Origin of the sequence: Kitasatospora phosalacinea, assembly GCF_000717185.1 — a bacterium.
GTDB lineage: Bacteria > Actinomycetota > Actinomycetes > Streptomycetales > Streptomycetaceae > Kitasatospora > Kitasatospora phosalacinea_A.
The window spans coordinates 1-26827 of sequence record NZ_JNYE01000010.1 but is presented as its reverse complement, the minus strand read 5'-3'; the positions used below and the strand labels follow the sequence as shown (position 1 = coordinate 26827).

Genomic DNA, 26827 nt, shown 5'->3' with positions numbered 1-26827 from the left:
CCACCTGCTTTCCGCTGTGCCGCCGGTCAAGGAAGGACCCTCACCAGCCCATGTACTCCACAGCCAGCACCGGTACCCGTTCGTCGTCCCCGACCGGGGTGGACGCCGCGACCGTACGCCAGTCACGCTCCCCCCTGCGCCCCCCGACCGCCGGTGCGGGCCGGCCCGCACCGCGCGGCGCCGAGCTGCGCGACCCGCGCGGGCGCACCACCCTGGTGACCCGACCGCTGGTCGACCAGGCCGGCCGGCTCGGCCGTCCCGGCGCGGGCCGGGCCCCGGAGGCGTTCGTGGACCGGGTGGACCCGGCCGCGCTGCAGACCCCGGCGGTGCGGGCGGTGCTCGCCAACGTCGCGCGGATATGTCCGGCGTTCCTGCCGCGCCAGGTGCTGCGCGAGGGCAGTCGGCACATCCTGATCGCGGGCACCATCGGCCGGGCCCCGGTGGTGGCGAAGTGCCTGGCGCCGGCGGCGCTGCGCGGGGAGCGGGCGGAGCAGCTGATCGAGCGCTTCCACCACGAGGTGGCGGTGTACCGGGCGTTCGTGCGGCACCGTCCGCCGGTGCGGCTGCCGCGGCTGGTGGCGGCGGACCACGACCGCTGCGTGCTGGTGCTGGAGCGGGTGCCGGGCCGTCCGGCGGCCCGCGAGCGGCACCCGGCGAACGCGCCGACGCCGGGCGAGGTGCGCGCGGTGCTGGGCGCGGTGCGCACGCTGAACCTGTGGCGCCCGCCGACGGACGTGTTCGGCAAGCCGATGGACTACCAGACCGAGATCGCCCGGTTCCACTCGCTGGGCCTGCTGACCGACCGGGACGCGGGCGACCTGCGCGGCCTGCTGCACGGCCTGTCCTCGGTGCCGTGGCAGCTCAACCACGGCGACGCGCTGCTGGGCAACGTGCTGCTGGCCCCGTCCGGCCCGGTCCTGCTGGACTGGGAGCAGGCGGGCTGGTACCTGCCGGGCTACGACCTGGCGGTGCTGTGGAGCGTGCTGTCGGGCGACACCGCGGCCCGCCGCCAGATCAGCCAACTCGCCCAGTCCGGCGGCACGCTGGCCCGGGACGCGTTCCTGGTGAACCTGGTGCTGGTGCTGATGCGGGAGCTGCGGCTGCACGACGTCCCGGGGGCGGGCGAGGAGCAGCGGATCATGATCCGCCGGCTGTACGACGACGCGGCGCTGGCCCGCCGCGCGGTCCGCGCGGCGGTGGGCACCCGCTGAGCCTCAGCCGCCCAGCAGGGCTCCGCCGAGGGCGTCCAGCACGGCGTCCTCGGCGGGGAGCTGGGTGCGCAGGCTGAGGGTGTCGCGCAGGTGGCGCTCCAGCGGGTGGCGCCGGTCGAGGCCGGTGCTGCCGGTGAGGGTGAGGGCCCGCTGCACGGTGTCGCCCGCGGTGCGGGCGGCGAGCAGTTGGACGGCGGGGGCCCGGGTGGCGGCGGCCGGGTCGGCGTCGGTGCGGGCGGCGAGGCCGTGGACGAGCTCCTCGGCGCCGGTGAGTGCGGCGTCGAGCTCGCCGAGCGGGCGGCGGTAGGTGGCGGCGGCGGTGCGGAGGCGTCCGGCGGACCAGTCGAGGGCGGCCCGGGCGGTGCCCAGCAGGACGGCGCTGAGCGCGAGTTGGTGCCAGGCCGCGGCGACCGGGTCGGGGGTCCCGGCGGCGTCGCGGGGCAGCCGGGCGGCGTCGGTGCCGATCCGGGCGTCCTCCAGCAGGACGTCGTGTCCGGCGGCGGCGCGCAGGCCGAGCTGGTCGGCGGCGGGGTCGATCTCCAGGCCGGGGCTGTCGGCGCGGACCAGGAACAGCCCGGTGCGGGGCCGGCCCGCGGCGACGGGCTCTGCGGCGGTGCGGGCCTCGACGACCAGCCAGGCGAGCGCTTCGGCGCCGGGGCAGTGCGGGGCGCGGCCGCTGAGCCGCCAGGCGTTGCCGTGCCAGTGGGCGGTGACGGCGGGGGGCCGTCCGGCCGGGGCGCGCAGGGTGCCGACCAGGGCGGGGCCGCGGCGGGACTCGGTGAGCAGCCGCCGGTAGAGCGCGGCGGGCCAGGGCGCGGTGCGGGCCTGTTCGGCGTGGTGCAGCAGGGTGTGCGCGGTGAGCAGGGCGACGGAGGCGTCGCCGCGGCCGAGCCGGGCCAGCACCCGGACGGTGTCGGCGAGCCCGGCGCCCGGTCCGCCGTGGCGGCGGCCGACGGTGAGGGTGAGCAGTCCGGCCTCGTGGACGGCCTCGACGCCCTGGTAGGGGAAGGTGCCGTCGCGGTCGTGCTCGGCGGCGCGGGCCGCGAGCAGGTCGACCACCCGGGGCAGCCGGGCGAGCGCGCGCTCGACGGCGCCGTCGGCGGGGTCCGCGGACGGCGCGGTGGCGGTGGCGGGGACGGTCGGCTGCGCTGCGGTGCGGGTCATGGCGGTGGCCTCCGGGCCGGGCGGCGTGGGTGTCGGGCGTCCGTGACTTGGGTGTGTCAGGGAGCCGGACAGGCCGCGCCGGCGGTGCGCCGGAGGTCCACGTGCAGGCGTCGGGTCAGCAGCGGCGGCCGGGGCATCCCACTAGCCCTGCTGGAACATCTCCGCCGGAAGCGGCTTGAGGAGCTGGTAGAGATCGTCCGAAATCGGCCGGTCCCAGGAGGCGATGGTGACCTGGACGCCGTCGCTGCGGCCGAACTGGGAGCAGTAGAGCCGCTCCTCGGTGACCTTGACCTTGCGGACGATCAGCAGGTCGTCGCCGAGCATGACCGGGAAGTCCTCGGCCGAGACGAACTCGACGTCCTCCTCGTTCTCCAGCGAGGCGAGCAGCTGGCGGGCCTCCAGCGGCACGCCGTCCTCGCTCTCGCGGGCGGGCGACTCCTGCGGGACGTTGCCGATCAGCATGGCCGGGCCGCGGCCGCCGAGCAGGTCGTACTGCAGGAAAATGCCTTGGCAGGAACCGTCCTGACCGGCCAGGATCATGGCACCGAAGTCGCCGGGCCAGTCGCCCGGATCCATGGCCAGTACGTCGAAGTCCGGGCCCGCGGGCTGTCCGGAGCGTCGGCGGAGAAATGACATGGGCCCATCGTACGTGCCCGGTGGGCGGGGGCCGGTGCGCGGGTCCGCGATCAGGCCGAGATCTACGCTCAGGGACCAATGTTGACTCTGAGCAACCGTCCGGGCTACGTTCGGTTCAGCACGACGGCCGCTCCGGGGCGAGATCCACAGGGGGCGGCTTGTCGCAGCGTGCCTTGCGCGCATTCCCTCACTGCGCACGCGGTCGTGTGAACTCCAAGCACCATTTGCTGATTCAATGGTCCTTAGACGGTTCCTGGAGCCTGCGGGTGATTCCGGCGGCTCCGGGCGGTCGACGCGCCATCGGGATCGGTGCGCAAGATCCACATCCACATAACACCCAGAGCCAGGTTCGCGGGGCCCCGTGCCGTCGCGTCCGCGAACCTTGCCCGGATCACCGCCGCGTGGGGGCGTGCGGAATCCGGGCTCCGGCCCACCCGAGGAGTCGCTCTTCCCGGGGAGGCCACTCCCGTTGCGACGGCTGCCGCATCCTGTGCGGCCGGGGTCGGGAAAGCCCGTCAGCGGCGCCGTTGACGGGCAGCACAAGCGGGCGCCGTGCCTATACCGCGTGGGGGCGGTAGGCACGGCGTCTGCCTGCTCTTACTGTGCTGGCAGCCTTGTCGAACAGTCAACAAGATTCGGCCCATCAGAACTCTTTTGTAACCTCGGCGTATGCCCACTCGTCACCTGCGCGCGGGCCCGGGGTCCACCGGCCTACCGGTTCCCCCGCTGCTCCTGGTTCTCCTGGCTCTCCAGGTCGAACTCGCCGTCCCGCGCGCCCAGGACGAAGGCCCGCCACTCGGCCGGGGTGAAGACCAGCGCCGGGCCGTCGGGCTCCGCGCCGTTGCGCATCGCGATGTACCCGTCGACGAAGGCGATCTGCACGCCCTCCTCCTCGCCGGGCGCGTACTGCCACTCGGCCCCGCTCACGTCCAGTTCGATCTTGCGCCGCTCGTCCGCCGCCCGGGCCGCCTCTGCCGGCGTCATCCGCTCACCCTCCCGCTGGGAACCGCTCCTCTGGTCGAGCACCACCCTAGCCACCCGCGCCCGCCCGTTCCGGCGGATCGCCCCGGCACGCCCGCCGGACGGCACGGCTGGGCCGATCCGGCCCTCCGGCGGCGACACCTGTGCTAATGGCGCCGCTCCGGGGCCCGGCGGGGGCGAGGATGGGGTGACGAGCAGTCAGGCCACGCACCCGGGAGCAGCCGATGGACCAGCGGGACGGCAGCCGCGCCGACGTCATCCCGATCACCACCGCGCCCTCGGCCCCGCCGGTGGGGGCCGCGCGGGGCACGGTGACCGCGCCCGCGCCGTCGGTGCCGCGGCCCTCCCGGCCGGCCGGGCACGGGCGGGTGGGGCTGGTGCTGGTGTCGCACAGCCAGGAACTGGCGGACGCGGTGCGGGCGCTGGCGCTGGCGGTGGTGGAGGCGGACGATCCGGCTCCGGTCGCGGCGGCGGGCGGCTCGCTCGCGGACGGTCCGGGCACCAGCGCGGTGCTGGTGGCCGCGGCGGCCCGCCGGGTCGACCAGGGCCACGGCGTCGCGGTGCTGTGCGACCTGGACGGGCCGGTGCGCACGGTGCTGACCGTGCTGGCCGCCGCGGACGAGCACGGCCTGCCCTTCCCGACCCGCTTCGCGGACGCCCCGTTCGTGGAGGGCGCGGTGGCCGCGGTGGCGACCGCGACCGCGGGCGGCGACCTGGCGGCGGTGCTGGACGCGGCGGAGGAGACCGCGCGTCGGCCGAAGCACTGACCGGCGGCTCCCCCGTCCGTCGGCCGAGATGTGTCCGATGGGTTGGTTTGGTCGCGACTGTGCGGGTTTCGCGTACGCCGGTCCCCGGTCCGCCGCTAGAGTCGGCCGCACCGGCCCGGTGGGGGGAGTCCCCGGGCCCGAGCGAGGGGTGGTGCGCGTCGATGCGTGTGGTGGTCACCGGCGGTGCGGGGTTCATCGGGGCCAATCTGGCCAGGGAGCTGACGTCCCGTCCGGAGGTGTCGGAGGTCCGGGTGGTGGACGACCTGTCCACCGGCAGCAAGGCCAACCTGGCGGGGGTGGACGTCGCCTTCTTCGAGGGCAGCATCCTCGACCCGGCCCTGCTGGACGCCGCGTTCACCGGCGCCGACGCGGTGGTGCACCTGGCGGCGCTGCCGTCCGTGCCCCGCTCGATCGCCGCCCCGCTGGCCAGCCACCGGGTCAACGCCACCGGCACCCTGGAGGTCCTGGAGGCGGCCCGCCGCGCGGGCGGCCTGTACGTCGCGGCGGCGTCCTCGTCCTCGGTGTACGGCGCCAACCGGGAACTGCCCAAGCGCGAGACGATGCGCACGGTGCCGATGAGCCCGTACGCGGTCTCCAAGCTCGCCACCGAGTCCTACCTCGGCGCGTACCACCACTGCTACGGCCTGGGCGTGCTGCCGCTGCGCTTCTTCAACGTCTTCGGCCCGCTGCAGGCCGCCGGGCACGCGTACGCGGCCGTGGTCCCCGCCTTCCTGGACGCGGCGCTGGCCGGGCGGCCGGTGACGGTGCACGGGGACGGGCGGCAGAGCCGCGACTTCACCTACGTCGGCACGGTCGCCCAGGTGCTCACCGAGGCGGTGCTGCGGCGGGTCGTCTCCGCGGAGCCGGTGAACCTCGCCTTCGGGACGCGCACCTCGCTGCTGGAACTGATCGACCTGCTGGGCGGGGTGCTGGGCCGACCGGTCACCGCCGAGCACGTCGACCCGCGGCCGGGGGACGTCCGGGATTCGCAGGCCGACAACGCGAGGCTGCGCGAGCTGTTCCCGGAGGTCGTGCCCGTCCCGCTGGAGCAGGGCCTGCGGCGCACCGCGGAGTGGTTCCGCACGCTCTGACCCCGCGGCGGGGGCGCGCGCCGGGCGCGCCCCCGTTCCCTACCGGAGCTCCGACAACTCGAAGTGCGCCGTCTCCTCCCCGGCCAGCGCCCGGGCGACGTGCTCCCGCGCGCGGTCGCCCAACTCGGGCAGCGCGTCCGGGTGGAACCAGCCGACCTCCAGCGACTCGTCGTCGTTGACCCGGGCCTCGCCGGACAGCGGGCGGCACCGGAAGACCAGGTCGAGGTACTGGCTGCGGTCACCGTTCGGGTACTCGATCACCGGGGTGACCCCCACCGAGACCAGCCGCTCGGGCAGCACCGCCACACCGGTCTCCTCCAGGCACTCCCGCACCACGGTGTCCGCGGGCTGCTCACCCGGGTCGATGATGCCGCCGATCAACGCCCACCCCCCGGTGTCGACCCGCCGCCCCAGCAGCACCCGCCCCTCCTCGTCCACCACCACAGCCGACACCCCGGACAACCACAACTGCCGATGGCCGACCACCTCGCGCAGCTCCGCCAGAAACGCAGGAATTCCCATGCCCCGAGCCTATGCGCTGCGCGCGGCCGGGCGACGTGCGATCGGGCGGGGCGGGCGGGGGCGCCCTCCGGGCGGGGTGGTGACAGAGCTGCGCGCGCGGCCGGGCGGCGTGCCCATCGAGCGGGGCGGGTGGTTGATGTCCTCCGGGTGGAGGGGGGTGGGTCAGCGGGGGATCGGGCGGGCGGGGGTGCCGATGACGGTGGTGGCCGGGGGGACGTCGTGGGTGACGGTGGCGGCGGCACCCACGAAGGCGGCGCGGCCGATGGTGCGGCCCTGGAGGACGACGGCGCCGGAGCCGACCGTGCTGTCGTCGTCGAGGTGGACGGCGCCGGAGACGTTCGCGCCGGGGTAGACGGTGACGCGGGCGCCGAGCCGGGTGTCGTGGCCGACGGTGGCGTTGTAGTGCACCTGGCTGTGCGGGCCGAGCCGGACGCTGCTGGAGACGTGCGCGCCGCCCATCACCAGGCAGCCGGGGGCGAGTTCGGTCTCGGGGGCGACGATCGCCCGGGGGTGGACCAGGGTGACGGGGTGTCCGCCCGCCGCGTCCAGCAGTCCGGCCAGCCGGGCCCGTACCGCCGGGTCCGCGATGCCGATCAAGTACGGTGCGCCGTCCGGTAGTTCGATGGGCTTGCGGACGGGCAGGCCGCGCACCTCTCCCCCGGCCAGCCGGTCGTCCAGGAAGCCGGAGACCGCCACGCCCGCGGCGAGCGCCACGTCCAGCGCCTCCCGGCCGACCCCGCCCGCGCCCGCGATCCACACCATGCGCCGTTCTCCGTCCTTCGTGGGCCTTCAGTGGGCCTTCGGTGGGCCTTCATGAGCGTCCCGGTGGTCCGTCCACCGGCAACGTACTCGGCCGGGCGGCTGCGGTCGCCCGCTGCTGCCCGGCCGGATCGCGAGGAACCGCGAGGAATCGCGAGGAATCGCGGCGAATCGTTACGCCTGGTTCAGCCGCGCAGCTCCTCCCGGGCGAGCCGGGGGGCGGTGGCGGTGGCCTGTCGGGGCAGCACGATCCGGGCGGTGGCCGGGGCGGGCGCCTCGGCGTGGGTCGGGACCGGGAAGCCGGGGTTGACGCCGCCGGCGGCGGTGATGCCGGTGGGGCGGAGCAGCATCTTCGCGGTGAGGGCGAGGATGCGCAGGTCGAGGGCGAGGCTCTGGTGCTCGATGTACCAGAGGTCGAGTTCGATGCGTTCGGGCCAGGTGATGGAGTTGCGGCCGCGGACCTGGGCCCAGCCGGTGAGGCCGGGGCGCAGGGCGAGGCGGCCGCGCTGGCGGTCGGAGTAGTGGGCGACCTGCTCGGGCAGGGTTGGACGGGGGCCGATGACGCCCATGTCGCCGCGGACGACGTTCCACAGCTGCGGGAGTTCGTCCAGGCTGGTCTTGCGCAGCAGCGCGCCGAGGCGGGTGATGCGCGGGGCGTCGGGCTCGTCCTCGTGGCGCTTGTCGCGCATGGTGCGGAACTTGAGGATGCGGAACTCCTGGCCGTGCCGGCCGGAGCGGGTCTGTCGGAAGATCACCGGTCCGCCCATGGTGGCACGGATCAGGAGGGCGATCAGCAGGCCGAGCGGGACGGCGATGATCCCGGCCAGCGCGGTGACCGCGAGGTCCCCCCCTCGCTTCATTTCTCCCCCAACTGGGTTGGTGCGTTGTGGTGTTGTGGGCGGTTGTGGTGTTGTGGGCGCGCCTCAGCTGCTCGGCTCGCGGCGGTGCAGTACTCGGCAGGTGCTCGGTCGGTGCTCAGTCGGTGGTCCAGCGCAGCCCGCGGCGGCGGGCGACGGCGGCGTAGGTCTCCAGCGAGACCCGGGCGACCGCGCGCTGGTCGAACTGGTCGAGGGCGCGGCGGCGGGCCGCCGCGCCCAGGCGTATCCGCAGCTCGGGGTCGGTGAGGAGCCGGTCGAGCGCGGTGGTCAGGGCGGCGGCGTCGGCCGCCGGGGCGAGCAGCAGGTGCTGGTCGTGGGTGCCGATCTCGCGGCAGCCGCGGATGTCGCTGAGCAGCAGGGGCAGGCCGCTGGCGGCGGCCTCCATGCCGGAGCGGGAGAAGCCCTCCCGGTAGGAGGGGAGGACGAAGACGTCGAGGGCGGCGTACACGGCGGGCATGTCGTCGCGCGGACCGAGGAACTCGAGGCCCGCCTCGGCGGCGCGCAGGGCGTCGGGCTTGTCGGGGTCGTCGGGGCCGATCCACACGAAACGGGCCTTGCCGGCCAGCGCGCGGGCGGCCTCGGCGTACTCGCGGATGCCCTTCTCGGCGACCCGGCGGCCGACTCCGCCGACCAGCAACTCGTCTTCGGCGAGGCCGAGTTCGGTGCGCAGCCGGGCGCGCAGGGCGTCCCGGGCCGGGCCGGGGGCGGGGAAGCGGTCGAGGTCGACGCCGTTGCCGACGACGCGCGAACGCCCGGCGGGGACGCCCCACTTGGCGAGCGTGGCGCGGTCCTCGGCGTTCTGGTAGAGCTCGGCGTGCGAGAAGCGGGCGGCGACCGCCTCGGCGCCGAGCACGGCGAGCCGTTTGGCGAGCGGGTCGTGGGCCTGCGCCCACAGGCCGTGGCAGGTGTTGACGACCACGGGGACGCGGGCGAGCCGGCCCAGGACGCGTCCCATCACGCCGGTCTTCGGGTTGTGGGTGTGCAGCACGTCGGGCTGGATCTCGCGCAGCGCCGCGAGCAGTTCGCGGGCGGCGGCGAGGTCGGCGCGCGGCTGCCAGGCGCGGGTGAGCGAGGGCAGCGGCCGGTGCCGGACGCCGATCTGCTCGATCCGTTCCAGGTAGGGGCCGGGGGCGCTGATGCCGTGGGTGCGCAGGCCGTGCTCGACGTCGACGGTCAGTTCGGTGGCGAGCAGCAGGTGCAGCGACATGTCGACGGTGGTGAGGTGGGCGACCCGCAGCGGGCGGCCGCCCTCGCCGCGCAGCCGCAGGGGCAGGGCGGGCTGCTGTTCAGGCACCGGCGCCCACCGCCTTCGCGGTGGCGACGATCCGGGCGTAGGCGCGCTCCGGGAGGAGGCGGCCGTACAGCTTGGCCCGGAAGAAGTCGATCGGGTCGGTGCGCCGGACGGGGACGCGGTGGAAGCGGACCGGGTCGTAGCCGGGCAGGTTCCGGCCGACCTGGCCGGTGGCGGAGGTGCGGAAGCGGGCGCGCAGCGCGGCGTCCATGTGCGGGACGGGGCGGCCCCAGGTGTAGGCGAAGTGCTTGGGGCGGGTGCCGAGGTGCTCCTCGACGTCGTCGCCGCAGGCGTCGAGCTCGGCGGTGGTGAGCAGTTCGGGGCGGGCGTGGCTGCGGGTGTGGTTGGCGACGGTGCACAGCCCGGAGGCGGTCATCTCGCGCAGCTGCTCCCAGCTGAGGCCGGTGGCGGGGGCGCCCTTGGCGGTGGAGCCCTCCCAGCGCATCGGGCCGCCGACCAGGCCGCTGGCCAGGTAGACGGTGAACGGCAGGCCGCGTTCCTTCAGCAGCGGCCAGGCCGTCTCGTAGGTGTCGGCGAAGCCGTCGTCGAAGGTGAGGACGGTGCTGGGGGTGCGCAGGCCCGCGCCGAGGCGGTCGGCGGCGGTGTCCAGCGGGACGACCCGGCCGGGCGGGAGCTCGGCGAGCAGGTCGGCCTGGGCGGTGAAGTCGGCGGTGGCGAGGTCGAGCTCGTCGGCGGTGCCGCCGCCGACCCGGTGGTAGATGAGGACGGTGGCGCCCTCGCCCGGTACCCGTCCTGCCGCGCGGGCCAGCTGCTGCTTGACCTTCGACCGGATGCCCCCGGCCTGGGCGGCGGTGCTCGCCATGGATCCCCCTCGCGGTGCCCCCGCACCGGACCTGTGACTCCCCCGGCCCGCGGCTGCCGCGGGCGATGCGCATCACAGTAGGGGGAAGTGTGGGGCTGGTGCCCCTGAAACGTGAAAGAAGTGCGTAGGTAGGCCGAAAATCAGCCGGTCCGACCGGTCCTGTCCCATTGGTGGACGTTTTCCGGTCGGCGGGGGGTCGTCCGGGCGGTCCGCCCGCCGCTTCAGGGGGTGGCGCCGCCGCCCGGGCGGAGCAGGCCGAGGCCGATCCGGACCAGCAGCAGCACCCCGGCGGCCAGGCAGCCCGCCACCGCCATCACCCAGGCCGGACCGTCGGTCTCCGGGACCAGCACCGCCACCGCGATGCCCATCCCGACGCAGAGCAGGCCGACCAGGGCCAGCAGCGGCTGGTGGCGGCGCAGCGCGCAGCCGCCGAACAGCGCGGACCAGCGGGTAGCGGCGCGGTCACTTCGGGTGTCTGCCATGCCTTCCACGGTAACCCGGTGCGGGGAAGCGGGCCACAGTCCTCCGGCCCTTGCGCGGCCCGGCCCGGCCGTCCCGCGGCCGTCCCGCGGAGGCGTGCGCGACCGTCCCGCGGCCGTCCCGCGGCCGTCCCGCGGCGGTCCGCGTGCAAGGGCTTCCGGGCGCCTTCCGCGTCCCTTTCGGACCGTTTCCGGACCGTCCGCGAAATCTCGCCGTCCGGCGTACAACCATCCCGGGACGTCGTGGGTCTCCACTACATTGAGCGATCCAGGAGCCGTCCGACGAGCGGAATCGGGAGTGTCCGCCGCGGGCTAGATCACTCGGGTGCGGAGCCGCCGCGCCCGGGGTCGGAGGCCGGGCTCCGCCTGCCGACGGTACCGCCACGCCGCTTGCCGGCGACCGAGGGGGGAACCGTGTCGTACGCCACCACCGCCGCTGCCGTCTGCGCCCCGCCCCAGCCCGTCGTCCACCGCGGCCGCCCCGCGCCGGTCCCGGGAGCGGGACCGGGGCAGCTGGCTGCGCTTCAGCCCCGCCCAGCCGCTGTTCCGGGCGCGCGCCGCGCAGTGCCTGGCCGTGCTGGCGTACCACGGGATCACCGACCCGGCCTCGTTCGGCGCCCAGCTGGACCGGCTGCGGCGGCTGGCCACCCCGGTGTCGGTGCAGGACGTGGAGCGTGCGCTGGCCGAGGGGCGGCCGCTGCCGCCGCGCTCGGTGCTGGTGACCTTCGACGACCCGGACCGCACCGTGCTGCGGCACGCCCTGCCGGAGCTGGTGGCCCGGCGGATCCCGGCGGCCGCGTTCGTGATCGCCGAGCTGGTCGGCACCGAGAAGCCGTTCTGGTGGCACGAGGCCGCGTTCCTGGCCCGGCACGGCGGCCGGGCCCGGATGCTGCCCGGCGGCGCCGACCCCGGCCGGGTGCTGGCCCTGCTCAAGGCCATGCCCGACCCGGACCGCCGGCGCAGCCTGGCCGAGCTGCGGGTCTCCGCGCACCGCCGCCCCCCGGCCCAGGAGCAGCTGCGCCCCGAGGACCTGTGCACGCTGCGGGACGCGGACGTCGCGGTCGGCAACCACACCCTGGGGCACCCGTCGCTGCGGCGCTGCGACGAGGCGACCGTGCACGCGGAGATCAGCGGCGCGCACCGGGCGCTGACCCGCTGGCTGGGCGAGGCCCCGTCCGCGTTCGCCTACCCGGACGGCGGCTTCGACGAGCGGGCGGACGCGGTGCTGCGCCGCCTCGGCTACCGGCTCGGCTTCCTCTCCGACCACCGGCTGGGCCCGCGGCTGCCCGCGCACCCGCTGCGGATCAGCCGCCTGCAGGTCGACTCGACCACCTCGACGCGCCGCTTCGACACCATCCTGTCCGGCCTGGAACCGGCGGTGCAGCGGCTGCTCGGCGCGCAGGCGTAGCGCCGCTCCGGAACGGCAAAGGGCCCGCACCCCCGTGTTCCGGGGATGCGGGCCCGTGCCGTACGGGGACGGCGCGGTCAGGTGGTGGCGGTGGGGCGGATGGAGCGCATCCGGCCGATCGCGTAGACGGCACCGGCCAGGGCCAGGTCGGAGAGCAGCATGAACCCGATCGAGTAGCTGCCCTTGGCGCTGTAGATCGCGCCCATCACCAGCGGCGGGACGAACCCGCCCAGGCCGCCGATCGCGCCGACGATGCCGGTCACCGACCCGACCTGGGCGACCGGCGTGACCTGGGCGACCAGCGCGAACACCGATCCGCTGGTGGTGCCGAGACCGGCCGCCATCACCAGGAAGGCGATCGTGCCGATCGGGCTGAGGTCCGGGTCGAACGCCTGGACGATCGCGAACAGCGCGGTGACCGCCAGCGCCCAGCAGGTCACCACGGCCGGGTGGACGCGGTCCGACAGCCAGCCGCCGAACGGCCGGAAGATGACCGTGACCAGCGCGAACCCGGCGGCCTTGGTGCCCGCGTCGGTCGCCGACAGCTCGTACCAGGTCTTCAGGTACGTCGGCAGGTAGACGCCGAACGCGACGATGCCGCCGAACCCGATCGCGTACAGCGCCGACAGCTCCCACGTCACCCGCAGCTTCCCGGCCCGGCCCAGCCGGGAGGCCAGCGAGGCGGTGGGGATCACCCGGTCGGGGCGGTCGCGCAGCAGGAAGAAGGAGACCACGGTGTACACGGCCAGGGCGATCGCCATCACCCAGAACGGCAGGTCGTGGCCGTGCTTCCACAGCCGCGGCGTGAAGTACCCGGACAGCGCGACGCCGCCCATGCCCATCCCGAACACGCCGATGCCCAGGCCGCGCTTGCTCGGCGGGAACCAGGAGTTCACCAGCGGCACGCCGATCGCGAAGGTGGTGCCGCCGAGCCCGAGGAAGAACCCGACCGCCAGCAGCGCCCCGTACGAGCTGCGGGCCGGGATCAGCAGCAGCACCGGGACGATGGTCAGCGCCGACATCAGCGGGAACATCAGCTTCGCCCCGAAGCGGTCGGTCAGCGCACCGACCGGGACGCGGCCCAGCGAGCCGACGATCACCGGCACCGCGACCAGGAAGGACTGGGCGAAGGACGACATGTGCAGTGTCTTGTCGAACTCGCCCGCCAGCGGGGCGATCAGGTTCCAGGCCCAGAAGGTCAGCGCGAAGCCGACGGTGGCGACCACCAGGTTGGTGTAGGCCGTCCCCGACACCTTGTCGTCGGTCGGCACCTGCTCGTTCGATGCTGTCAGCTGTCCCATGAGACCCAACCCTGGGCGGGCGCGCCGCGGGGGTCCGGGAACGCGCCCGTACGGCGGTCGTACTGTCAGTCAAACGGAGCAGGCCGGGGCCCCGGCGACAGCTCCCGCCCGGATCCCGCCCGGAGGGCACGGGGTAGAGTCGGTGCTCGTGAAGATCGCCCTCGTGGACTCCGGAATCGGACTGCTCGCCGCCGCCGCCGCGATCCGCCGGGCCCGGCCCGACGCGGACCTGGTCGTCTCCTGCGACCCCGACGGCATGCCCTGGGGCCCGCGGACGCCCGAGGACATCACCGCGCACGCCCTCGCGTGCGCCCGGGCCGCGGCCGAGCACCGGCCGGAGGCGCTGGTGGTGGCGTGCAACACCGCCACGGTGCACGCGCTGGCCCGGCTGCGGACCGAGTTCGAACCCGGACTGCCCGTGATCGGGACGGTGCCCGCGATCAAGCCCGCCGCCGCGGCCGGCGGGGTGGTGGCGATCTGGGCGACCTCGCGGACCACCGGCAGCGCGTACCAGCAGGGGCTGATCAGCGAGTTCGGCGGCGGCGCGGAGGTCCACGAAGTGGCCTGCCCCGGACTGGCCGAAGCCGTGGAACGGGCCGACGAGGACGCGATCGCCGCCGCCGTCGCCTCCGCCGCCGCCCGCACCCCCGCCGCGACCACCGACGTGGTCCTGGGCTGCACCCACTACGAACTGATCGACGACCGGATCGCCGCCGCCCTCACCGGCCCCGCCCGGCTGCACGGCTCCGCGGACGCGATCGCCGCCCAGACCCTCCGCCGCCTCGGCCCCGAGACCCGCCCCGGCAACGGCACCCTCACCGTCCTGCACTCCGGACGCCCGTCCGCCCTCCGGCCCGAAGCGCTCGCGTACCCGCAGGGCGCACTGCTGACGGCCCCCGCCCGGGTCTGACCCGCGGAACTCCGAACCGCCGCGGGCTCCCGTCGTGCCTCGGGGGTGGGTCGGGGCGGATCGGGCAGACTGCCCGGGTGACGGTCCTGTGGTGGGTCTCGGTGGTGTCGTTGCTGGTGTGGGTGTGGTTGGCGCTGTGCCACGGGGGGTTCTGGCGGACCGATCAGCGGTTGCCGCGCGGGGGCGGCGAGCCCGTGTCCTGGCCGTCGGTGGTGGTGCTGGTCCCGGCGCGGGACGAGGCGGGGGTGCTGCCGGTGTCGCTGCCGAGCCTGCTCGCCCAGGAGTACCCGGGGCGGGCCCGGGTGGTGCTGGTCGACGACCACAGCACCGACGGCACCGGCGGGCTCGCCCGGGAGCTGGCGCGGCGCACCGGCGGGCTGGAGCTGGCGGTCACCACTCCCCCGCCGCTGCCCGAGGGCTGGACCGGCAAGCTGTGGGCGCTGCGGCACGGCGTCGAGCAGGCCCCGGAGGCCGAGTGGCTGCTGCTGACCGACGCCGACATCGCGCACCGTCCGGGCTCGCTGCGGGCCCTGGTCGCGGCGGGCGAGGGAGGCGGCCTCGACCTGGTCTCGCAGATGGCCCGGCTGCGGGTCGCCACCCGCTGGGAGCGGCTGGTCGTCCCCGCGTTCGTGTACTTCTTCGCCCAGCTGTACCCCTTCCGCCGCTCCAACCGCCCCCGTTCCCGGACGGCCGCCGCGGCCGGCGGCTGCTCGCTGGTGCGGCGCTCCGCGCTGGAGCGGGCGGGCGGGGTCGCGGCGATCCGCGGCGCCGTCATCGACGACGTGTCGCTGGCCCGCGCGGTCAAGCGCACCGGCGGCCGGACGTGGCTCGGCCTCGCGGACCTGGTCGACTCCGTCCGCCCGTACCCCGGCCTGGGCCCGCTGTGGCGGATGGTCTCGCGCAGCGCGTACGCCCAACTCCGTTACTCGCCGCTGCTGCTGGCCGGGACGGTGGCGGGCCTCGCGCTGGTCTACCTGGTGCCGCCGGTGGCCGCGCTGGCCGGGGCCGCGGCCGGGGCGTGGTGGACCGCCGGGGCGGGACTGGCCGGGTGGGCCGTCATGGCCGGGACGTACCTGCCGATGCTCCGCTACTACGGGCAGCCCGCGGCCGCCGCGCCGCTGCTGCCGTTCACCGCGCTGCTGTACCTGCTGATGACCGTCGACTCCGCCGTCCAGCACTGGCGCGGCCGCGGCGCCGCCTGGAAGGGGCGCACCTACCCGCAGCCGCAGCGCGCCGAGTAGCCCCCGGCCGGGGCGGGCAGGATCCCACGATGGAGCGTCACGAGGTCTCGCGGATCGCGCACCACGACCACCCGATCGCCGCACCCCTCTCCGACGGGGCGGTGCACCACCTGCTGGCGCGGCTGCTGCGCGGCCGCGAGGACGGGCGGCTGCTCGACCTCGGCTGCGGCGAAGGCCCTTGGCTGGTACGGGCGTTGGCCGCGCACCCCGCCCTGCGGGCGGTCGGCGTGGACACCGACCCGGGGGCGCTGCGCACCGCCCTGCGCACCGCGCAGCAGCTCGGCGTCGACCGGCGGCTCGGCCTGCACCACCGCGACGCACGGGAGTTCACCACCGCCGAGCCCTTCGACGCCGTCCTGTGCATCGGCGCGACCCGCACCTTCGGCGGTCCCGCCCCGGCCCTCGCCGCGATCGGCCCGCTGCTCGCCCCGGGCGGCGCGGTGCTGCTCGGCGAGCCCTACCGGGAACGCGAACCCGCGCCCGCCGCCCGCGACCTGGCCGGGACGGTCGCCGCGATCCGGGACGCCGGCTGGCTGCCCGTCGCCGGACACACCTCCAGCCGCACCGAACTCGACGCCTACGCCTGGGCCCGCACCGGCTCCCTCACCGACTGGGCCCTCGACCGACCGCCCGGCCCCGACCGCGACCGGGCCCTCCGGGCGGCGGCCGACGACCGCGAGCAGTGGCTGGGCGGGCAGCGGGAGGCGCTCGGCTTCGTGACCCTGGTGCTGCGCCGGAGCGCATAGGCTGACTGTTCGTCATGTCCCCTCGCGGGCCGGTACGCTCGTCGTCCCAGTCCGGAGGGGAGCCAGGCGCGGGTGGAGCAGCAGAACAGCAACACGGTCAGCGGCAGCGCGGTGAACAACCTCGTCCAGGCAGCGCGCATCGGTACTGTGCACGTCCACGCCGCCCCCGTGGAGCCGGGTCCGCCCACGGAGGAGTGGGCCGAATTGGTCTTCAAGTCCGCCGTCTGGTCCCAGCTGCGTCCCGGGGGCGACACCGAGGCGTGGAAGTGGCAGACCGTTCGCGCGGCGGAGGAACTCGCCCGCGTGCGCGACCGGTTGGCTCCGCCGCTGGCCGACGACCCCTGGCAGGACCCGGACGTGGTGCGACGCTTCGTGCGCGCCGTCGGCCGACTGCCCGGCACCTCGGCCGACGGGCTGCTGTACCCGGCGGAGGCCGCCGTGCTGGTGTTGCTGCCGATGCTGTACCGGCTGCGCACCATGCAACTCGCCTGCGGCGAACGGCCGACCGACGGCTACGGCGAGGACCACCGGCGACTCGCCGACCGCGCCCGCACCGACCCCGACCTGGCCGGCTGGCTGTGGCACCGCCACCTCGCGCGCCAGGCGGGCCTCGCCGACCCCGCGGCCGTCACCGGGCTGCGCGCGGCCGTGACCGGCCCCGAGGTGCGGGCGGCGCTCCTGCCCGCGGTGGTCCTCCCCGCACTGGACGGGCTGCGGCGCGGCATCGGGGTGGCGAACCCGGAGTTCCTGCAGGAGCTCCGGGACCGGGAGCGGATCGACTGCGACGAGGAGCAGTACGTCCGGCCGAAGCGGCTGACCCTGCTGACCGCGCTCGCCCACGCCCTCGCCCTCGAGAACACCGCGCTCCCGGAGATCGTCGCCGACCACCTCGGCATCGAGGACCCCGTCGTCCTGTCCCAGCTCCACGCCACCCTGCGGGCCTCGTCCTGGGGCGGCTCCCGCGAACTGCCCGTATTGAAGGCCGAGTGCCACCACCAGGCGGTGGTCGAGGCCCTGCGCGAGTACATCGACCACGCCGACGAATTGCTGCACGCCGTCCAGCGCACGCTCGACCCGGAGGTGACCGGCCTGCCGCTGCGGCTGTCCGCCGCGAACGTCGCGCCCGTCCCCGGCGCGTTCAAGGAGACGGCCCGGTTCCGCCTGGACGAGCGGCGGATGCAGGCCCTGCTGATGGGCGTCCAGCTCTACCGCGACCGGGACCTGGCGGTGCGCGAGCTGTACCAGAACGCGCTGGACGCCTGCCGCTACCGCAGGGCCCGCGCCGACTTCCTGGCGCGCGACCGCCTCGGCGTCGAGGACTCCGGGTACCGGGGGGAGATCACTTTCGAACAGGGAATCGACGCACAGGGCCGGCCGTACCTGCAGTGCCGGGACAACGGCGTCGGCATGGGCGAGGCCGAACTGCGCGGCGTCTTCTCCAAGGCGGGCGAACGCTTCGCCGAGCAGCAGGAGTTGAGGCAGGAACGGGAGAAGGGGCGGCCCGCCCCCCCGCCGGTCGAGCTGTACCCCAACAGCCGTTTCGGCATCGGTGTCCTCAGCTACTTCATGCTCGGCGAGCGGATGACGGTCACCACGTGCCGGATGGACCCCGAGAACAGGTGCGGCCCGGAACTGGAAGCGTCCATCTACGGCCCGGGCCACCTGTTCCCGATCAAGCCGACGGGTGCCGCACGGACCGTGCCGGGCACCACGATCCGGCTGTACCTCGACCAGGAGGTGCTGCCGGAGGACTGGTCGGCGGTGAACGTGCTCGAACGACTCCTGGGCATCGCCGAGTTCGAGACGGTGGCCACGCACGGCGAGCACGTCGTACGCTGGGAGCCCCGGCAGCTGCGCCAGCGGGCGGATCACGTGGACCGAAGAGGCGGGGTCTCTGCCGCGGGAAAGCTGGTGCCCTGGGAAGGTGCTCCTCCCGGCGCCCAGGTCATCTGGTGCGAACGCGGCGGTGATCTGCTCGTCGACGGCCTGTACATCTCCTCCGTCGCTTCCCGAAGCGACACCGAGGCTCAGCCGACCATCGACGTGTCCGGTGTCGTCGTGAACCTCACCGGCCCGTACTCTCCGAAGAACCTGTCGGTCGACCGGACGACGATCCTCGACGACGTATCGGAAACCTTGCACGCGTTGCTGCGCCCGGCGGCCCGCGCCCTGGTGGAGGACGACCACGGGCTCCTGACCGACAGTTGGTTGAGCGCAGTATCCGACGAGGACCCGTGGCTCGCCGATCTCCTCACTTCCACGGTGCGTCAGGTGGTGAGCACCGCTCCGCCCAGTTCTTTCCTGGAACTCGTCAGCCGCGGCGGTTTCTACGGCACTGATCGCAAATTCGTTCCACGATCCGACCACTCCCAGCGCTTCCCACCGCTGCCGACCGAGATGAACAGTCTGCCTTGGCCGTGGCTGCTGTGGCGCCTCCTGGCCCACCGTCCCAATCCTTGGTCGGCCGCCCTGACCGACGCCGTCCCCGAGCTGGACCGAATCGGCTGCCTACTCCCCGCCCTTCCCTCCGACCAGCTCGTTCTGGATCATCTTCTCGACAATTCCACGGCCCCGGCGCCCGGACACGTGGTGAACCGGGGCAGCGCGCTCACCTACGTCTTCAAGATGCAGCCGCTCCTACCCAAACCGCTCTCCGTGGTCGCCCAACGGCTCAGGGAGCTGAGGATCCGCGACTGGTGGGATTCGCTTCCTGTGTCGGTCTCCGAGTTGCGGGCCATGCGCGGTGCCGTCTCCGACGGTGTGCAACTGATGCGCGCACTCGATCTCACGGTGACCGACGAGGTCACCGCGATCGCCGCCGCCTACCAGCGGATTCCGGCCCTGAGCGTCGACGGGTACATCTTCGACCGGGGAAGCAACGGCACCTTGGAGCCCGGTGCACCGGTGCCCCTGGGCTACCTCGCTGCGATGAGCAGAGCGGCCGGGCACTCCATGGTCGAGATGGCACGGCAACTCGTCGATCTGGGACTGTCGATCGACCCGGCCGGAATCCCCGACCACATTACGAGCCCCACGGCAGTTCTGCTGAGCAGGGATTTCGACAACGCGGCACCGTGGGTCGACCAGTCCGTCACACCCAACCACCTCCTGAGATCCGCCGTCCTCAGCGGGCGGTCCCTCGCCGAGACGGTCCGTACGTTCGAGGACCTTGGCTACAGCTGCCCGCCCCTGGGGGACCTTCCGGTCACCGAATTCCTGCCCCTGGTCAGCCGCTTCTTCCCACCGGAGGGCGGCCGTCTCCCGATCCGGCACACTCTGGACATGAGCAGCCCGTTGTTCCTGGCGATCGCGCAGTGGATCGCCCGGCGCAGCGCCGAGTCGAGCACCTTTCCGGAGGGCAGCACTGCCGACGGTGCGTTGATGCATCTCTTCCGCGACCTGGGCATGAGCAACGAACTCGTCACGGACAGCGTTCCGTTCGCTGCTCTGCTCTCGGCGGCACGTGACTTGGGGATCGGTCCGGCCGATCTCGCGGCGCGTCTCAACGCCCAAGGCCTCCCCACGTCCTGCGTCGAGCTCCCGTTCGACCTGCCCCAGCACACGGCCAGCCGCCTCTGGGGGATGGCAGCCCATACCGTCCGCCACTCCCCGCACGTGCCACTCATGGCTGCTGTGGAGCTGAAGGCCCCGCTCCCCCGGGTCGCCGAGTGGCTGCGCGTCCTCGGTCACGACGCGCCCGACCCGGTGGCCCTGATCCGTGAGGCGATCCCGTTCGTTCCGCTCGCGGAGGGGTGACGGAGCGGGTCAGCGGCCGAGCAGGCGGCGGGCGGTGGGCTTCACGAACTCGTAGCGGGTCATCTGTTCGAGGTCGCGGAGCCAGGCGGTGCGGCCGGGGGGCTGGCGGAGGAGTTCGCGGTAGATCTCCTCGAAGGCGGTGGAGACGTGGCCGAGGGAGAAGCGGCCGACGACCCAGTCGCGGCCCCAACTGCCCAGCTCCGCGCGGCGGTCGGGGGCGTCGGCGAGGGTGCGGATCTGGGCGGCGAGGGCCTTGGCGTCGGCGGGGTGGTCGCCGTGGCCGTACATGCAGCGGGAGGCGTGGGGTTCGACCAGGGGGCCGGGTTCGTGGACGGCGGTGTAGCCGCTCGCGCCGTGGACGATGACGGGTTTGGCGAAGGCGAGGCCGCGCAGCGCCGATCCGCCCATGCCGAGGACGATGTCGGCGGCCTGGTAGGCGGGGCGGGGGTCGGGGCGCTGGCCGGTGAGGACGATCGCTTCGCGGCCGAGCTCCTCGTTGACGGCGGCGGCCTCGGCGCGCAGGTGCTGTTCGCTGGGGCCGCCGCCGACGACGGCGAGGACGAGGTCCGGGTCGTCGAGGAGGCGGAGGGCGGCGATGGTGCGGGAGACGCCCGCGTCCTTCTCCAGGCCGGAGACCAGGCGGGTGACGATGCAGAGCAGGAGCCGGCCGTCCGAGGCGCCGACCTCGGCGCGGAAGGCGGCGCCGGAGACCGCGCCGGGGGCGTCGGAGTCGGTGTCGACGGGGGGTTCGATCAGGCGCACGTCGCGGTGGCCGAAGGCCCGGCCGTCGGGCACGAGGGCGCCGAGGCCGAGGACCAGGGGCTGGTAGCGGGGCATGCCGCGGAGCATCCGGATGCCGTAGAAGGTGGTGACGATCGGGATCCGGCCCTGGCGGCCGGGGCCGAAGTAGGCGTTGCGGGCGGCGCGGACCTCCCAGGCGTGGACGACCTGGGAGCCGTGCTCGGCGGCGAGCCTGGAGAGCCGGGCGCGGACGACGGCGTGCGGGGTGCCGGGGTCGCCCGCGACGACGAGGTCGAGGCCGTGCTCGGCGGCGAGGTCGACCAGCGGGGCGGGTCCGTCGACGCCCTGGGCGAAGAGCACCGGCTGGTGGCCGCGGTCGCGCAGGGTGCGGGCGATGTCGACGGCGTTGAGCTGGGCGCCGCCGAGGGCGAGGTTGTTGAGGTGGACCAGGACCCGGACGGAACGCATGCTCAGTCCTCCCACTGGTGCGGGACGAAGACGGGGGCGGCCATCACGACGGCGCGCGGCGGGGTGTCGAGCATCGGGCCGAAGACGTCGAACTGCCCGGCGGAGTGCCAGCTCATCAGCGTCCCGCCGTCGGTCCTGCCGATCGAGTAGACGCCCGTCCACAGGGTGTAGCGGCCGCGGGGAAGGGGGAGCCGCGGGATGACGCAGGCGACGCGGTGGTCGCCGCCGGTCATCCGGATCTCGTGGCTGATCTGGAAGATCGGGCTGGAGGTGCCCTCGCTGACGCCCAGGTGCAGGGTGGCGTCGCCGCGGTAGTCGCCGCCGAGGGTGAGTTCGACGGTGACGGGCTCGTCGGTGTGCAGGGTGGTGGCGTCGCCGTCCTCGCCGCGGACCTCGTACTTGAGCAGTTGCAGGGGTTCGCCGACCCGGGCGCTCGCCTCGGACTGGGCCTCGATGGAGTCGCGGTAGCCCGCCAGGGCGTCCTTGATCCCGGCGTCGACCCGGACGGTGCCCTGTTCGAGCCAGACGCCGCGGCGGCAGATGGACTGCACGGCGGGCAGGTCGTGCGAGACGAAGACGATGGTGGTGCCCTGTTCGGCGACCTCGCGCATCCGGTCCAGGCAGCGCTGCTGGAAGACGGCGTCGCCGACCGCGAGGACCTCGTCGACCAGCAGGACGTGCGGCTCCAGGTAGGCGGCGACGGCGAAGCCCAGGCGCATCTGCATGCCGGAGGAGTAGAACTTGACCTGCCGGTCGATCGCGCCGCCGAGGCGGGCGAACTCGACGATGTCGTCGAAGCGTCCGGCGACCTCGCGGCGCTTGAGGCCGAGCAGCGCGCCGAACAGGTAGATGTTCTCCCGGCCGGTCAGGTCGGGGTGGATGCCGGCCCGGATCTCGATCAGGGCGCCGATCCGGCCGCGCACGTCGATGACGCCCGCGTACGGGTACATGACCCGGGTGAGCATCTTCAGCAGCGTCGACTTGCCGGAGCCGTTGGAGCCGATCAGGCCGACCGACTCGCCCGGTTCGATGTGCAGGTTGATGTCGCGCAGGGCCCAGCGCCAGTCCTCGCCGCGGTCGCCGCGCAGGCGGCGGGCCATCTGGTCGACCCGGTCGCGCAGCAGCATCCGCTGCTGGTCGGCGCGGAAGCGTTTCCAGACCTGCTCGGTGCGGATGGTGCCGAGAGGGTAGTCACGCGACATCGGCGATCCCCGTTTCCAGCTTCTTGAAGACCAGGTACCCGCCGACCAGGAAGACCAGCGAACTGGCCGCGGCGATCAGCGTCATCCGGGCGTCGGGGGCGTCGCCGTACAGCAGCGCCTTGCGGTAGCCCTCGATGACGGCGCCGAGCGGGTTGATGCCGACGTAGATCTCCTGCAGGCGCTGCGGGATCTTGGCCAGCGGGTAGGCGACGGGGGTGGCGAAGACGCCCATCTGCGTGATGATCGGCAGCAGGTGGCGGACGTCGCGCAGGTAGACCACGGCGACCGAGAGGATCAGCGCGATGCCGTAGGTGAAGGCGAACTGGATGGCCAGCAGCGGCAGCGCCCACAGGAAGGTCGCGGCGGGGGCCGTCCAGAACACCAGGAACATCAGGCCCAGCACGCCGATGCCGATCACCATGTCGACGGTGGCGACCAGCATGGTGGCGAGCGGGAACACCTCGCGCGGGCAGTACACCTTGTTCAGCAGGCTCAGGTTGTTGGCCAGGCTGAGCGCGCCCTGGTTCATCGTGTTGGAGAAGAACTGCCAGACGATCAGGCCCACGTAGGCGAACAGCGTGTACGGGGCCGCGCCGGTCTCGATCTTGACCGCGCGGTGGAACACCAGGGTGAAGATCGCGCACAGCGCCAGCGGGGTCAGCACCGCCCAGGCGAAGCCGAGCACCGCCTGCTTGTACCGGGCGCGCAGGTCGCGCTCGGCCAGGGCGCGCACCAACTCCCGTGCAGCCCACAGCTCGTGGGCGACCTGGAGGGGGCGCAGCCGTCGTTTGAAGACCAGTTCGGGCGGCGGCCCGGCCGGGACCGGGGCACCCGGCGGGGCGGCCCGGTCCTGCTGCTCGTCGATGACCTGCGCGCGCTGTCCCCCCACGGACTCCCGCCCTCCCCGGAGGCGGTGGTCGCCCCTGGTGCCTGTGCCGTCTGTCTGCCGCCGCCGGTTCCGAGCCCGGACGGCCTCCCCCCGGCCCCGGGTGCGGGCGGGCCGGGGGAACCGGGCGCACCGCTGCCGTCGGGGCCGGGCCGCCGGTGCTGCCCGGCCGACCCGCGGACCACAATGACACAGAGTGTGCGGGCCGGGGGCGGGTTCGGTGAAGATTGCGGCAGCTCAGCCCGGTACGGGACGGTTCCGGACCGAACCGCCCTTTCCGGCCAGGGAGTTCGGCGGGGAGGGGATCAGGGGGTGGGCTGGTCGGCGACCAACTGGTCGAGGGCGGCGGGCATGCCGTCCACACCGCCGGCCCGGGTGGGCGAGGTGCGGCCGCTGCCGTCCACGACCACGGTGGGCAGTTCGGTGACCTGGTTCTGCGCGAACAGCTTCGGCGCCTCCTCCACCGCCCGGTCCACCTCCGCGGAGCGGTACGCGGCACGGAACTTCGCGGCGTCGACGCCCTGCCCGGCCACCCAGTCGGCGGCCGTCTGCTCGGTGGTCAGGCCCGCGTGCTGCTCGCGGACGGCCCGGAACACCGCGGCCTGCAGCCGGTCGACCTCGCCGAGCTGCTCCAGGGCGTAGAACAGCCGTGCGTGGGCCCGCTGTTCGGCCTCGTCGGGGCTGCCGGTCCAGATCGCCGGGACGCGGCGCAGCGTCACGTCCGCCTGGTGCTTGGCGGCCCAGCGGGTGAGCGGCTGCTCCAGCAGGGCGGAGTGCGAGCAGTCGTACCAGAAGAACTCGACGGCCTCGTGGGCCCGTTGGACCTTCGGCCCGGACACGGACGGCCCGGACACGGACGGTGCGGAGGAGGCCGGTGCGGCGGAGGACGGTGCGGCGGGCTCCAGCGGGCGGGTGGCGGGCAGCGGCGCGTGCTGCTGGGTGGGCCCGGACGGCTGGAGGGCGGTGAGCGGGTGGCCGGGGGTCGGCAGGTGCTGGCCGTTCGGGCCGAGCGGCAGCTTGGGGAGGCCGGGTGCGGCCTCGGCGACGGCCGGGGTGGTCAGCAGGCCTCCGGCCACGACGAGCAGGACAGTGGTTCTGAGCAGCGGATTCACCCGGGCAGCCTGGCAGGCGCGGTGCGCGGCGTTCCAGGCGGGCGGGCCGCGGTCGGCGGAATTCGCCGGATCGGAGCAGTGCGGCGGCGGCGCGGGTCGAACGTGCGTCGGGCGTTCGACGTCCCGTCTGTTCCGTTGTACGCAAAGGGTGTTCGCCGGTCCGTCGGCGTCCGGCCACCGGTGGGCCGACTACGGTGGCGGCCATGACGAACGGCGAGTTCCTGGTGGTGACCACCACGCACGACGACGAGGCCCGGGCCCGCGAGCTGGCCGCGGCGGCGGTGCGCGAGCGGCTGGCGGCCTGCGCGCAGGTGTACCCGGTGCGGTCGGTGTACTGGTGGGACGGCGAGGTGCGGGACGGCGCCGAGTGGCGCGTCGACCTCAAGACCCGGGCCGCGCTGGCGGAGCGCCTGACCGCGTTCCTGGTCGCGCAGCACTCGTACGACACCCCGGAGGTGGTCGGGGTGCCGGTGGCCGCCGGCTCGGCCGCCTACCTGGACTGGGTCGCGGCCGAGACCGCGGACCGCTGAGCACGGCCCGCCGAGCGCGGACCGCGGACCGTTAGGGCCTCGGGCGGGCGACCGCGCGCAGCAGGCGCTGCCAGGCGGTGGTGACGGCGGCGAGGTCGAAGTGGGCGAGGGCGTGGGAGCGGGCCGCGGCCGCGTACGGGGTGCGGTCGGCGGCGAGCAGGGTGCGCAGGGCCGTGGCGAGGGCGGCCGGGTCGCCGGGCGGGACGAGCAGGCCGCCCTCGCCGGGGCGGACCACGTCCGAGACCCAGCCGACGTCGGTGGCGACGGCGGGGAGGCCGGCCAGGGCGGCCTCGATCAGGACGCCGGGGACGCCCTCCGAGTCGCTGGTGAGCAGCAGCAGGTCGGCGGCCCGGTAGAGCGGGGCCGGGTCGGCCAGCGGACCCAGCAGGTGGGTGCGCGGGCCGGGGGCGAGGGCGGGGCGCAGCGGGCCCTCGCCGGCCAGCGCGAGGTGGACGCCCGCGGACTCCGGGAGCAGGGCGTGCGCGGCCAGGGCCAGGTCGGGGCGCTTCTCGGGGCTGAGCGCCCCGACCCAGGCGATCAGCGGGGCGTCGGCGGGCAGGCCGAGCTCGGCGCGGGCGGCGGTCTTCGCGGCGCGGTCCGCGGCGGGCGGGAAGCGGTCGGCGGGGCGGGCGTTGGGGAGGGTGTGCAGGCGGCGGGCGGGCAGCCGGAAGCGGGTGCGCAGGACGTCCGCGGCGTGCGGGGAGATCGCGGCGACGGCGGCGGCCCGGTGCAGGAGGGCGCCCACCCGCAGTCGGCGCAGCGGGTCGGCGGTCCAGTGCCGGGGGTCGCCGATGTTGACGTACACGAAGGGCGTGCGGGCGGCGAACAGGCCCAGCGCGCAGGCCATCAGGGTGGAGGAGCCGTGCGCGACGACCACGTCGGCGCGGGCCGCGGCGCGGCGCAGCGCGCGCAGGGTCGCGGGGTGGTGCCGGGAGGGGCCGAGGACGGGGACGGGCGCGTCGGGGGCGGCGTCGGGGTGCGGGTGCAGGGCGGCGAGTTCGGAGGGCTGTCCGCGGCGCAGCAGCTCCCGGTGCAGGTCGCGGGCGAGGCGCTGGGCGCCGCGGGCCCTGGGGTCGGTGATGACGTGGAGCACCCGCGGGTCGGCCATGGCGCCGAGCGTAGCGGGGCCGGGGCGGGGCGGGGGGCGGAACCGGACGGCCGGGGAACGGGACCCGGAGCCGATGCGCGCACCGGCGGTGCACCCGCAGCAGACCCGTGCCCGCCGTTCCCCGGGCCCCTGGTTGCGCGTCTCGCCGGGCCCCTGATTTCGCTTTCGGCGGACGGGGGGCGGGTCCGGCTGGGATGCTGATGCGCGGTCAGGGGGTGGCCCGGGCGAGGGGGTGGGCGCGGTGCGCGTGGTGTACGTGATCGACAGTGTGAGCCGGGTGGGCGGCGCGGAGCAGGGGCTGGTGGCGATGGCTCCGCTGCTGGTGCGGGCGGGCGTGGAGTTGCACGTGGCGTTCCTGAAGGAGTCGCCGGGCGGTTTCCAGGAGGAGTTGCGGGCGGCGGGTGCGGGGGTGCACCCGGTGCTGCGGGGGTCGCGGCGGGCGCGGGTGTCGGCGCTGCGGGCGGAGTTCCGGCGGCTGCGGCCGGACCTGGTGCACACGACGCTGTACGAGTCGGACGTGCTGGGCCGGTCGGCGGCGTTCGCGGCGCGGGTGCCGGTGGTGTCGAGCCTGGTGAACTCGGCGTACGGGCCGGAGCACGTGCACGCGCGGGGGTTGAGCCCGTGGAAGGTGCGGGCGGCGCAGGCGGTGGACGCGGTGACGGCGCAGGGAGTGCGGCGGTTCCACGCGCTGACGGAGCACGTGGCGGGGGCGATGGCGGCGCGGTTGCGGGTGGCGCGGGGGCGGATCGACGTGGTGCCGCGGGGGCGGGACCCGCTGGCGCTGGGGCGGGTGGGGGCGGAGCGGCGGGCCCGGGC

General features: G+C 74.8%; 26 protein-coding genes. 10 read left to right on the top strand and 16 right to left on the bottom strand.

Annotated features, from left to right (window positions below; translation table 11 throughout):
- Positions 1 to 50 precede the first annotated feature (50 nt).
- Positions 51 to 1211, top strand: coding sequence for an aminoglycoside phosphotransferase family protein (locus OO57_RS06180; RefSeq protein ID WP_051776704.1), 1161 nt, complete (start codon positions 51 to 53; stop codon positions 1209 to 1211).
- Positions 1212 to 1214: 3 nt separating this feature from the next.
- On the opposite strand, the gene OO57_RS06175 is transcribed toward OO57_RS06180, so the two are convergent.
- From OO57_RS06175 to OO57_RS06165, 4 genes are all read right to left on the bottom strand, one after another.
- Positions 1215 to 2375 carry an acyl-CoA dehydrogenase family protein gene (locus tag OO57_RS06175; RefSeq protein ID WP_051776702.1) on the bottom strand — a complete coding sequence of 387 codons (1161 nt, stop codon included), beginning with the start codon at positions 2373 to 2375 and terminating at the stop codon, positions 1215 to 1217.
- Positions 2376 to 2431: 56 nt separating this feature from the next.
- A complete protein-coding gene (locus tag OO57_RS47335) occupies positions 2432 to 2512 on the bottom strand; it encodes a putative leader peptide (protein WP_352230377.1) in 81 nt (26 codons plus the stop codon).
- 4 nt (positions 2513 to 2516) lie between these two features.
- Positions 2517 to 3011, bottom strand: coding sequence for a hypothetical protein (locus OO57_RS06170; RefSeq protein WP_033251260.1), 495 nt, complete (start codon positions 3009 to 3011; stop codon positions 2517 to 2519).
- A 711-nt stretch (positions 3012 to 3722) separates the two neighbouring features.
- Positions 3723 to 3995, bottom strand: a complete 273-nt coding sequence (locus OO57_RS06165; protein ID WP_051776700.1) for a DUF397 domain-containing protein — start codon at positions 3993 to 3995, stop codon at positions 3723 to 3725.
- 221 nt (positions 3996 to 4216) lie between these two features.
- Here OO57_RS06165 and OO57_RS06160 point away from each other — a divergent pair, with 221 nt between their 5' ends.
- Positions 4217 to 4759, top strand: a complete 543-nt coding sequence (locus OO57_RS06160; RefSeq protein ID WP_081973487.1) for a PTS-dependent dihydroxyacetone kinase phosphotransferase subunit DhaM — start codon at positions 4217 to 4219, stop codon at positions 4757 to 4759.
- 161 nt (positions 4760 to 4920) lie between these two features.
- Entirely contained in the window at positions 4921 to 5850 is a 930-nt protein-coding gene (locus tag OO57_RS06155) for an NAD-dependent epimerase/dehydratase family protein (protein WP_033251259.1), read from the top strand.
- 39 nt (positions 5851 to 5889) lie between these two features.
- On the opposite strand, the gene OO57_RS06150 is transcribed toward OO57_RS06155, so the two are convergent.
- The 6 genes from OO57_RS06150 to OO57_RS06125 all read right to left on the bottom strand — a co-directional run bounded on the left by OO57_RS06150 (position 5890) and on the right by OO57_RS06125 (position 10605).
- Positions 5890 to 6372 carry an NUDIX hydrolase gene (locus OO57_RS06150; protein ID WP_033251258.1) on the bottom strand — a complete coding sequence of 161 codons (483 nt, stop codon included), beginning with the start codon at positions 6370 to 6372 and terminating at the stop codon, positions 5890 to 5892.
- Between the two features lie 162 nt (positions 6373 to 6534).
- Positions 6535 to 7134 carry a NeuD/PglB/VioB family sugar acetyltransferase gene (locus OO57_RS06145; protein ID WP_033251257.1) on the bottom strand — a complete coding sequence of 200 codons (600 nt, stop codon included), beginning with the start codon at positions 7132 to 7134 and terminating at the stop codon, positions 6535 to 6537.
- Positions 7135 to 7316: 182 nt separating this feature from the next.
- On the bottom strand, positions 7317 to 7991 hold the full coding sequence (locus OO57_RS06140) for a sugar transferase (protein WP_033251256.1): 675 nt from the start codon (positions 7989 to 7991) through the stop codon (positions 7317 to 7319).
- Between the two features lie 115 nt (positions 7992 to 8106).
- A complete protein-coding gene (locus tag OO57_RS06135; RefSeq protein WP_051776698.1) occupies positions 8107 to 9303 on the bottom strand; it encodes a glycosyltransferase in 1197 nt (398 codons plus the stop codon).
- On the bottom strand, positions 9296 to 10123 hold the full coding sequence (locus tag OO57_RS06130; protein WP_033251255.1) for a polysaccharide deacetylase family protein: 828 nt from the start codon (positions 10121 to 10123) through the stop codon (positions 9296 to 9298). The genes OO57_RS06135 and OO57_RS06130 overlap by 8 nt, the downstream gene beginning before the upstream one ends.
- A gap of 221 nt (positions 10124 to 10344) precedes the next feature.
- Positions 10345 to 10605 (bottom strand): hypothetical protein, encoded by a 261-nt coding sequence (locus tag OO57_RS06125; protein WP_033251254.1) that lies wholly within the window; start codon positions 10603 to 10605, stop codon positions 10345 to 10347.
- Between the two features lie 571 nt (positions 10606 to 11176).
- Between OO57_RS06125 and OO57_RS06120 the strand changes: the two genes are divergently transcribed.
- On the top strand, positions 11177 to 12010 hold the full coding sequence (locus OO57_RS06120) for a polysaccharide deacetylase family protein (protein ID WP_234337236.1): 834 nt from the start codon (positions 11177 to 11179) through the stop codon (positions 12008 to 12010).
- A gap of 77 nt (positions 12011 to 12087) precedes the next feature.
- Here the strand turns inward: OO57_RS06120 and OO57_RS06115 are convergent, their stop codons facing one another.
- On the bottom strand, positions 12088 to 13311 hold the full coding sequence (locus OO57_RS06115; RefSeq protein ID WP_051776696.1) for an MFS transporter: 1224 nt from the start codon (positions 13309 to 13311) through the stop codon (positions 12088 to 12090).
- 148 nt (positions 13312 to 13459) lie between these two features.
- On the opposite strand from OO57_RS06115, the gene OO57_RS06110 reads away from it, so the two are divergent.
- From OO57_RS06110 to OO57_RS06095, 4 genes are all read left to right on the top strand, one after another.
- The gene (locus OO57_RS06110; protein ID WP_033251309.1) at positions 13460 to 14221 is read left to right on the top strand and encodes a glutamate racemase; all 762 of its coding nucleotides are present in this window, start codon (positions 13460 to 13462) and stop codon (positions 14219 to 14221) included.
- Between the two features lie 77 nt (positions 14222 to 14298).
- Positions 14299 to 15462, top strand: coding sequence for a glycosyltransferase (locus tag OO57_RS06105; protein ID WP_051776695.1), 1164 nt, complete (start codon positions 14299 to 14301; stop codon positions 15460 to 15462).
- Between the two features lie 29 nt (positions 15463 to 15491).
- Complete coding sequence (locus OO57_RS06100; protein ID WP_033251252.1) at positions 15492 to 16208, top strand: SAM-dependent methyltransferase; 717 nt, start codon at positions 15492 to 15494, stop codon at positions 16206 to 16208.
- 72 nt (positions 16209 to 16280) lie between these two features.
- A complete protein-coding gene (locus OO57_RS06095) occupies positions 16281 to 19964 on the top strand; it encodes a hypothetical protein (RefSeq protein ID WP_033251251.1) in 3684 nt (1227 codons plus the stop codon).
- A 9-nt stretch (positions 19965 to 19973) separates the two neighbouring features.
- Here the strand turns inward: OO57_RS06095 and OO57_RS06090 are convergent, their stop codons facing one another.
- The 4 genes from OO57_RS06090 to OO57_RS39160 all read right to left on the bottom strand — a co-directional run bounded on the left by OO57_RS06090 (position 19974) and on the right by OO57_RS39160 (position 24373).
- The gene (locus tag OO57_RS06090; protein ID WP_033251250.1) at positions 19974 to 21173 is read right to left on the bottom strand and encodes a glycosyltransferase; all 1200 of its coding nucleotides are present in this window, start codon (positions 21171 to 21173) and stop codon (positions 19974 to 19976) included.
- Between the two features lie 2 nt (positions 21174 to 21175).
- Positions 21176 to 22375 carry a polysaccharide ABC transporter ATP-binding protein gene (locus OO57_RS06085; RefSeq protein ID WP_033251249.1) on the bottom strand — a complete coding sequence of 400 codons (1200 nt, stop codon included), beginning with the start codon at positions 22373 to 22375 and terminating at the stop codon, positions 21176 to 21178.
- Positions 22365 to 23264: an ABC transporter permease gene (locus OO57_RS06080; protein WP_033251248.1), complete on the bottom strand. Its 900-nt coding sequence runs from the start codon at positions 23262 to 23264 to the stop codon at positions 22365 to 22367. Before OO57_RS06080 ends, OO57_RS06085 begins: the two co-directional genes overlap by 11 nt.
- Before the next feature lie 302 nt (positions 23265 to 23566).
- Positions 23567 to 24373 (bottom strand): thiol:disulfide interchange protein DsbA/DsbL, encoded by an 807-nt coding sequence (locus OO57_RS39160; protein WP_051776693.1) that lies wholly within the window; start codon positions 24371 to 24373, stop codon positions 23567 to 23569.
- A gap of 203 nt (positions 24374 to 24576) precedes the next feature.
- On the opposite strand from OO57_RS39160, the gene cutA reads away from it, so the two are divergent.
- Entirely contained in the window at positions 24577 to 24903 is a 327-nt protein-coding gene (gene cutA / locus OO57_RS06070; protein ID WP_033251247.1) for a divalent-cation tolerance protein CutA, read from the top strand.
- A gap of 31 nt (positions 24904 to 24934) precedes the next feature.
- On the opposite strand, the gene OO57_RS39155 is transcribed toward cutA, so the two are convergent.
- Positions 24935 to 26011 (bottom strand): glycosyltransferase, encoded by a 1077-nt coding sequence (locus OO57_RS39155; protein ID WP_081973486.1) that lies wholly within the window; start codon positions 26009 to 26011, stop codon positions 24935 to 24937.
- A 241-nt stretch (positions 26012 to 26252) separates the two neighbouring features.
- On the opposite strand from OO57_RS39155, the gene OO57_RS06060 reads away from it, so the two are divergent.
- On the top strand, positions 26253 to 26827 hold a 575-nt coding region (locus OO57_RS06060; protein ID WP_033251305.1), incomplete at its 3' end, for a glycosyltransferase family 4 protein.

Coding starts and splice junctions, on each gene's coding strand:
- OO57_RS06180 (WP_051776704.1), top strand. CDS start 51: ATGTACTCCACAGCCAGCACCGGTACCCGTTCGTCGTCCCCGACCGGG.
- OO57_RS06175 (WP_051776702.1), bottom strand. CDS start 2,375: ATGACCCGCACCGCAGCGCAGCCGACCGTCCCCGCCACCGCCACCGCG.
- OO57_RS47335 (WP_352230377.1), bottom strand. CDS start 2,512: ATGCCCCGGCCGCCGCTGCTGACCCGACGCCTGCACGTGGACCTCCGG.
- OO57_RS06170 (WP_033251260.1), bottom strand. CDS start 3,011: ATGTCATTTCTCCGCCGACGCTCCGGACAGCCCGCGGGCCCGGACTTC.
- OO57_RS06165 (WP_051776700.1), bottom strand. CDS start 3,995: ATGACGCCGGCAGAGGCGGCCCGGGCGGCGGACGAGCGGCGCAAGATC.
- OO57_RS06160 (WP_081973487.1), top strand. CDS start 4,217: ATGGACCAGCGGGACGGCAGCCGCGCCGACGTCATCCCGATCACCACC.
- OO57_RS06155 (WP_033251259.1), top strand. CDS start 4,921: ATGCGTGTGGTGGTCACCGGCGGTGCGGGGTTCATCGGGGCCAATCTG.
- OO57_RS06150 (WP_033251258.1), bottom strand. CDS start 6,372: ATGGGAATTCCTGCGTTTCTGGCGGAGCTGCGCGAGGTGGTCGGCCAT.
- OO57_RS06145 (WP_033251257.1), bottom strand. CDS start 7,134: ATGGTGTGGATCGCGGGCGCGGGCGGGGTCGGCCGGGAGGCGCTGGAC.
- OO57_RS06140 (WP_033251256.1), bottom strand. CDS start 7,991: ATGAAGCGAGGGGGGGACCTCGCGGTCACCGCGCTGGCCGGGATCATC.
- OO57_RS06130 (WP_033251255.1), bottom strand. CDS start 10,123: ATGGCGAGCACCGCCGCCCAGGCCGGGGGCATCCGGTCGAAGGTCAAG.
- OO57_RS06125 (WP_033251254.1), bottom strand. CDS start 10,605: ATGGCAGACACCCGAAGTGACCGCGCCGCTACCCGCTGGTCCGCGCTG.
- OO57_RS06115 (WP_051776696.1), bottom strand. CDS start 13,311: ATGGGACAGCTGACAGCATCGAACGAGCAGGTGCCGACCGACGACAAG.
- OO57_RS06100 (WP_033251252.1), top strand. CDS start 15,492: ATGGAGCGTCACGAGGTCTCGCGGATCGCGCACCACGACCACCCGATC.
- OO57_RS06090 (WP_033251250.1), bottom strand. CDS start 21,173: ATGCGTTCCGTCCGGGTCCTGGTCCACCTCAACAACCTCGCCCTCGGC.
- OO57_RS06085 (WP_033251249.1), bottom strand. CDS start 22,375: ATGTCGCGTGACTACCCTCTCGGCACCATCCGCACCGAGCAGGTCTGG.
- cutA (WP_033251247.1), top strand. CDS start 24,577: ATGACGAACGGCGAGTTCCTGGTGGTGACCACCACGCACGACGACGAG.
- OO57_RS39155 (WP_081973486.1), bottom strand. CDS start 26,011: ATGGCCGACCCGCGGGTGCTCCACGTCATCACCGACCCCAGGGCCCGC.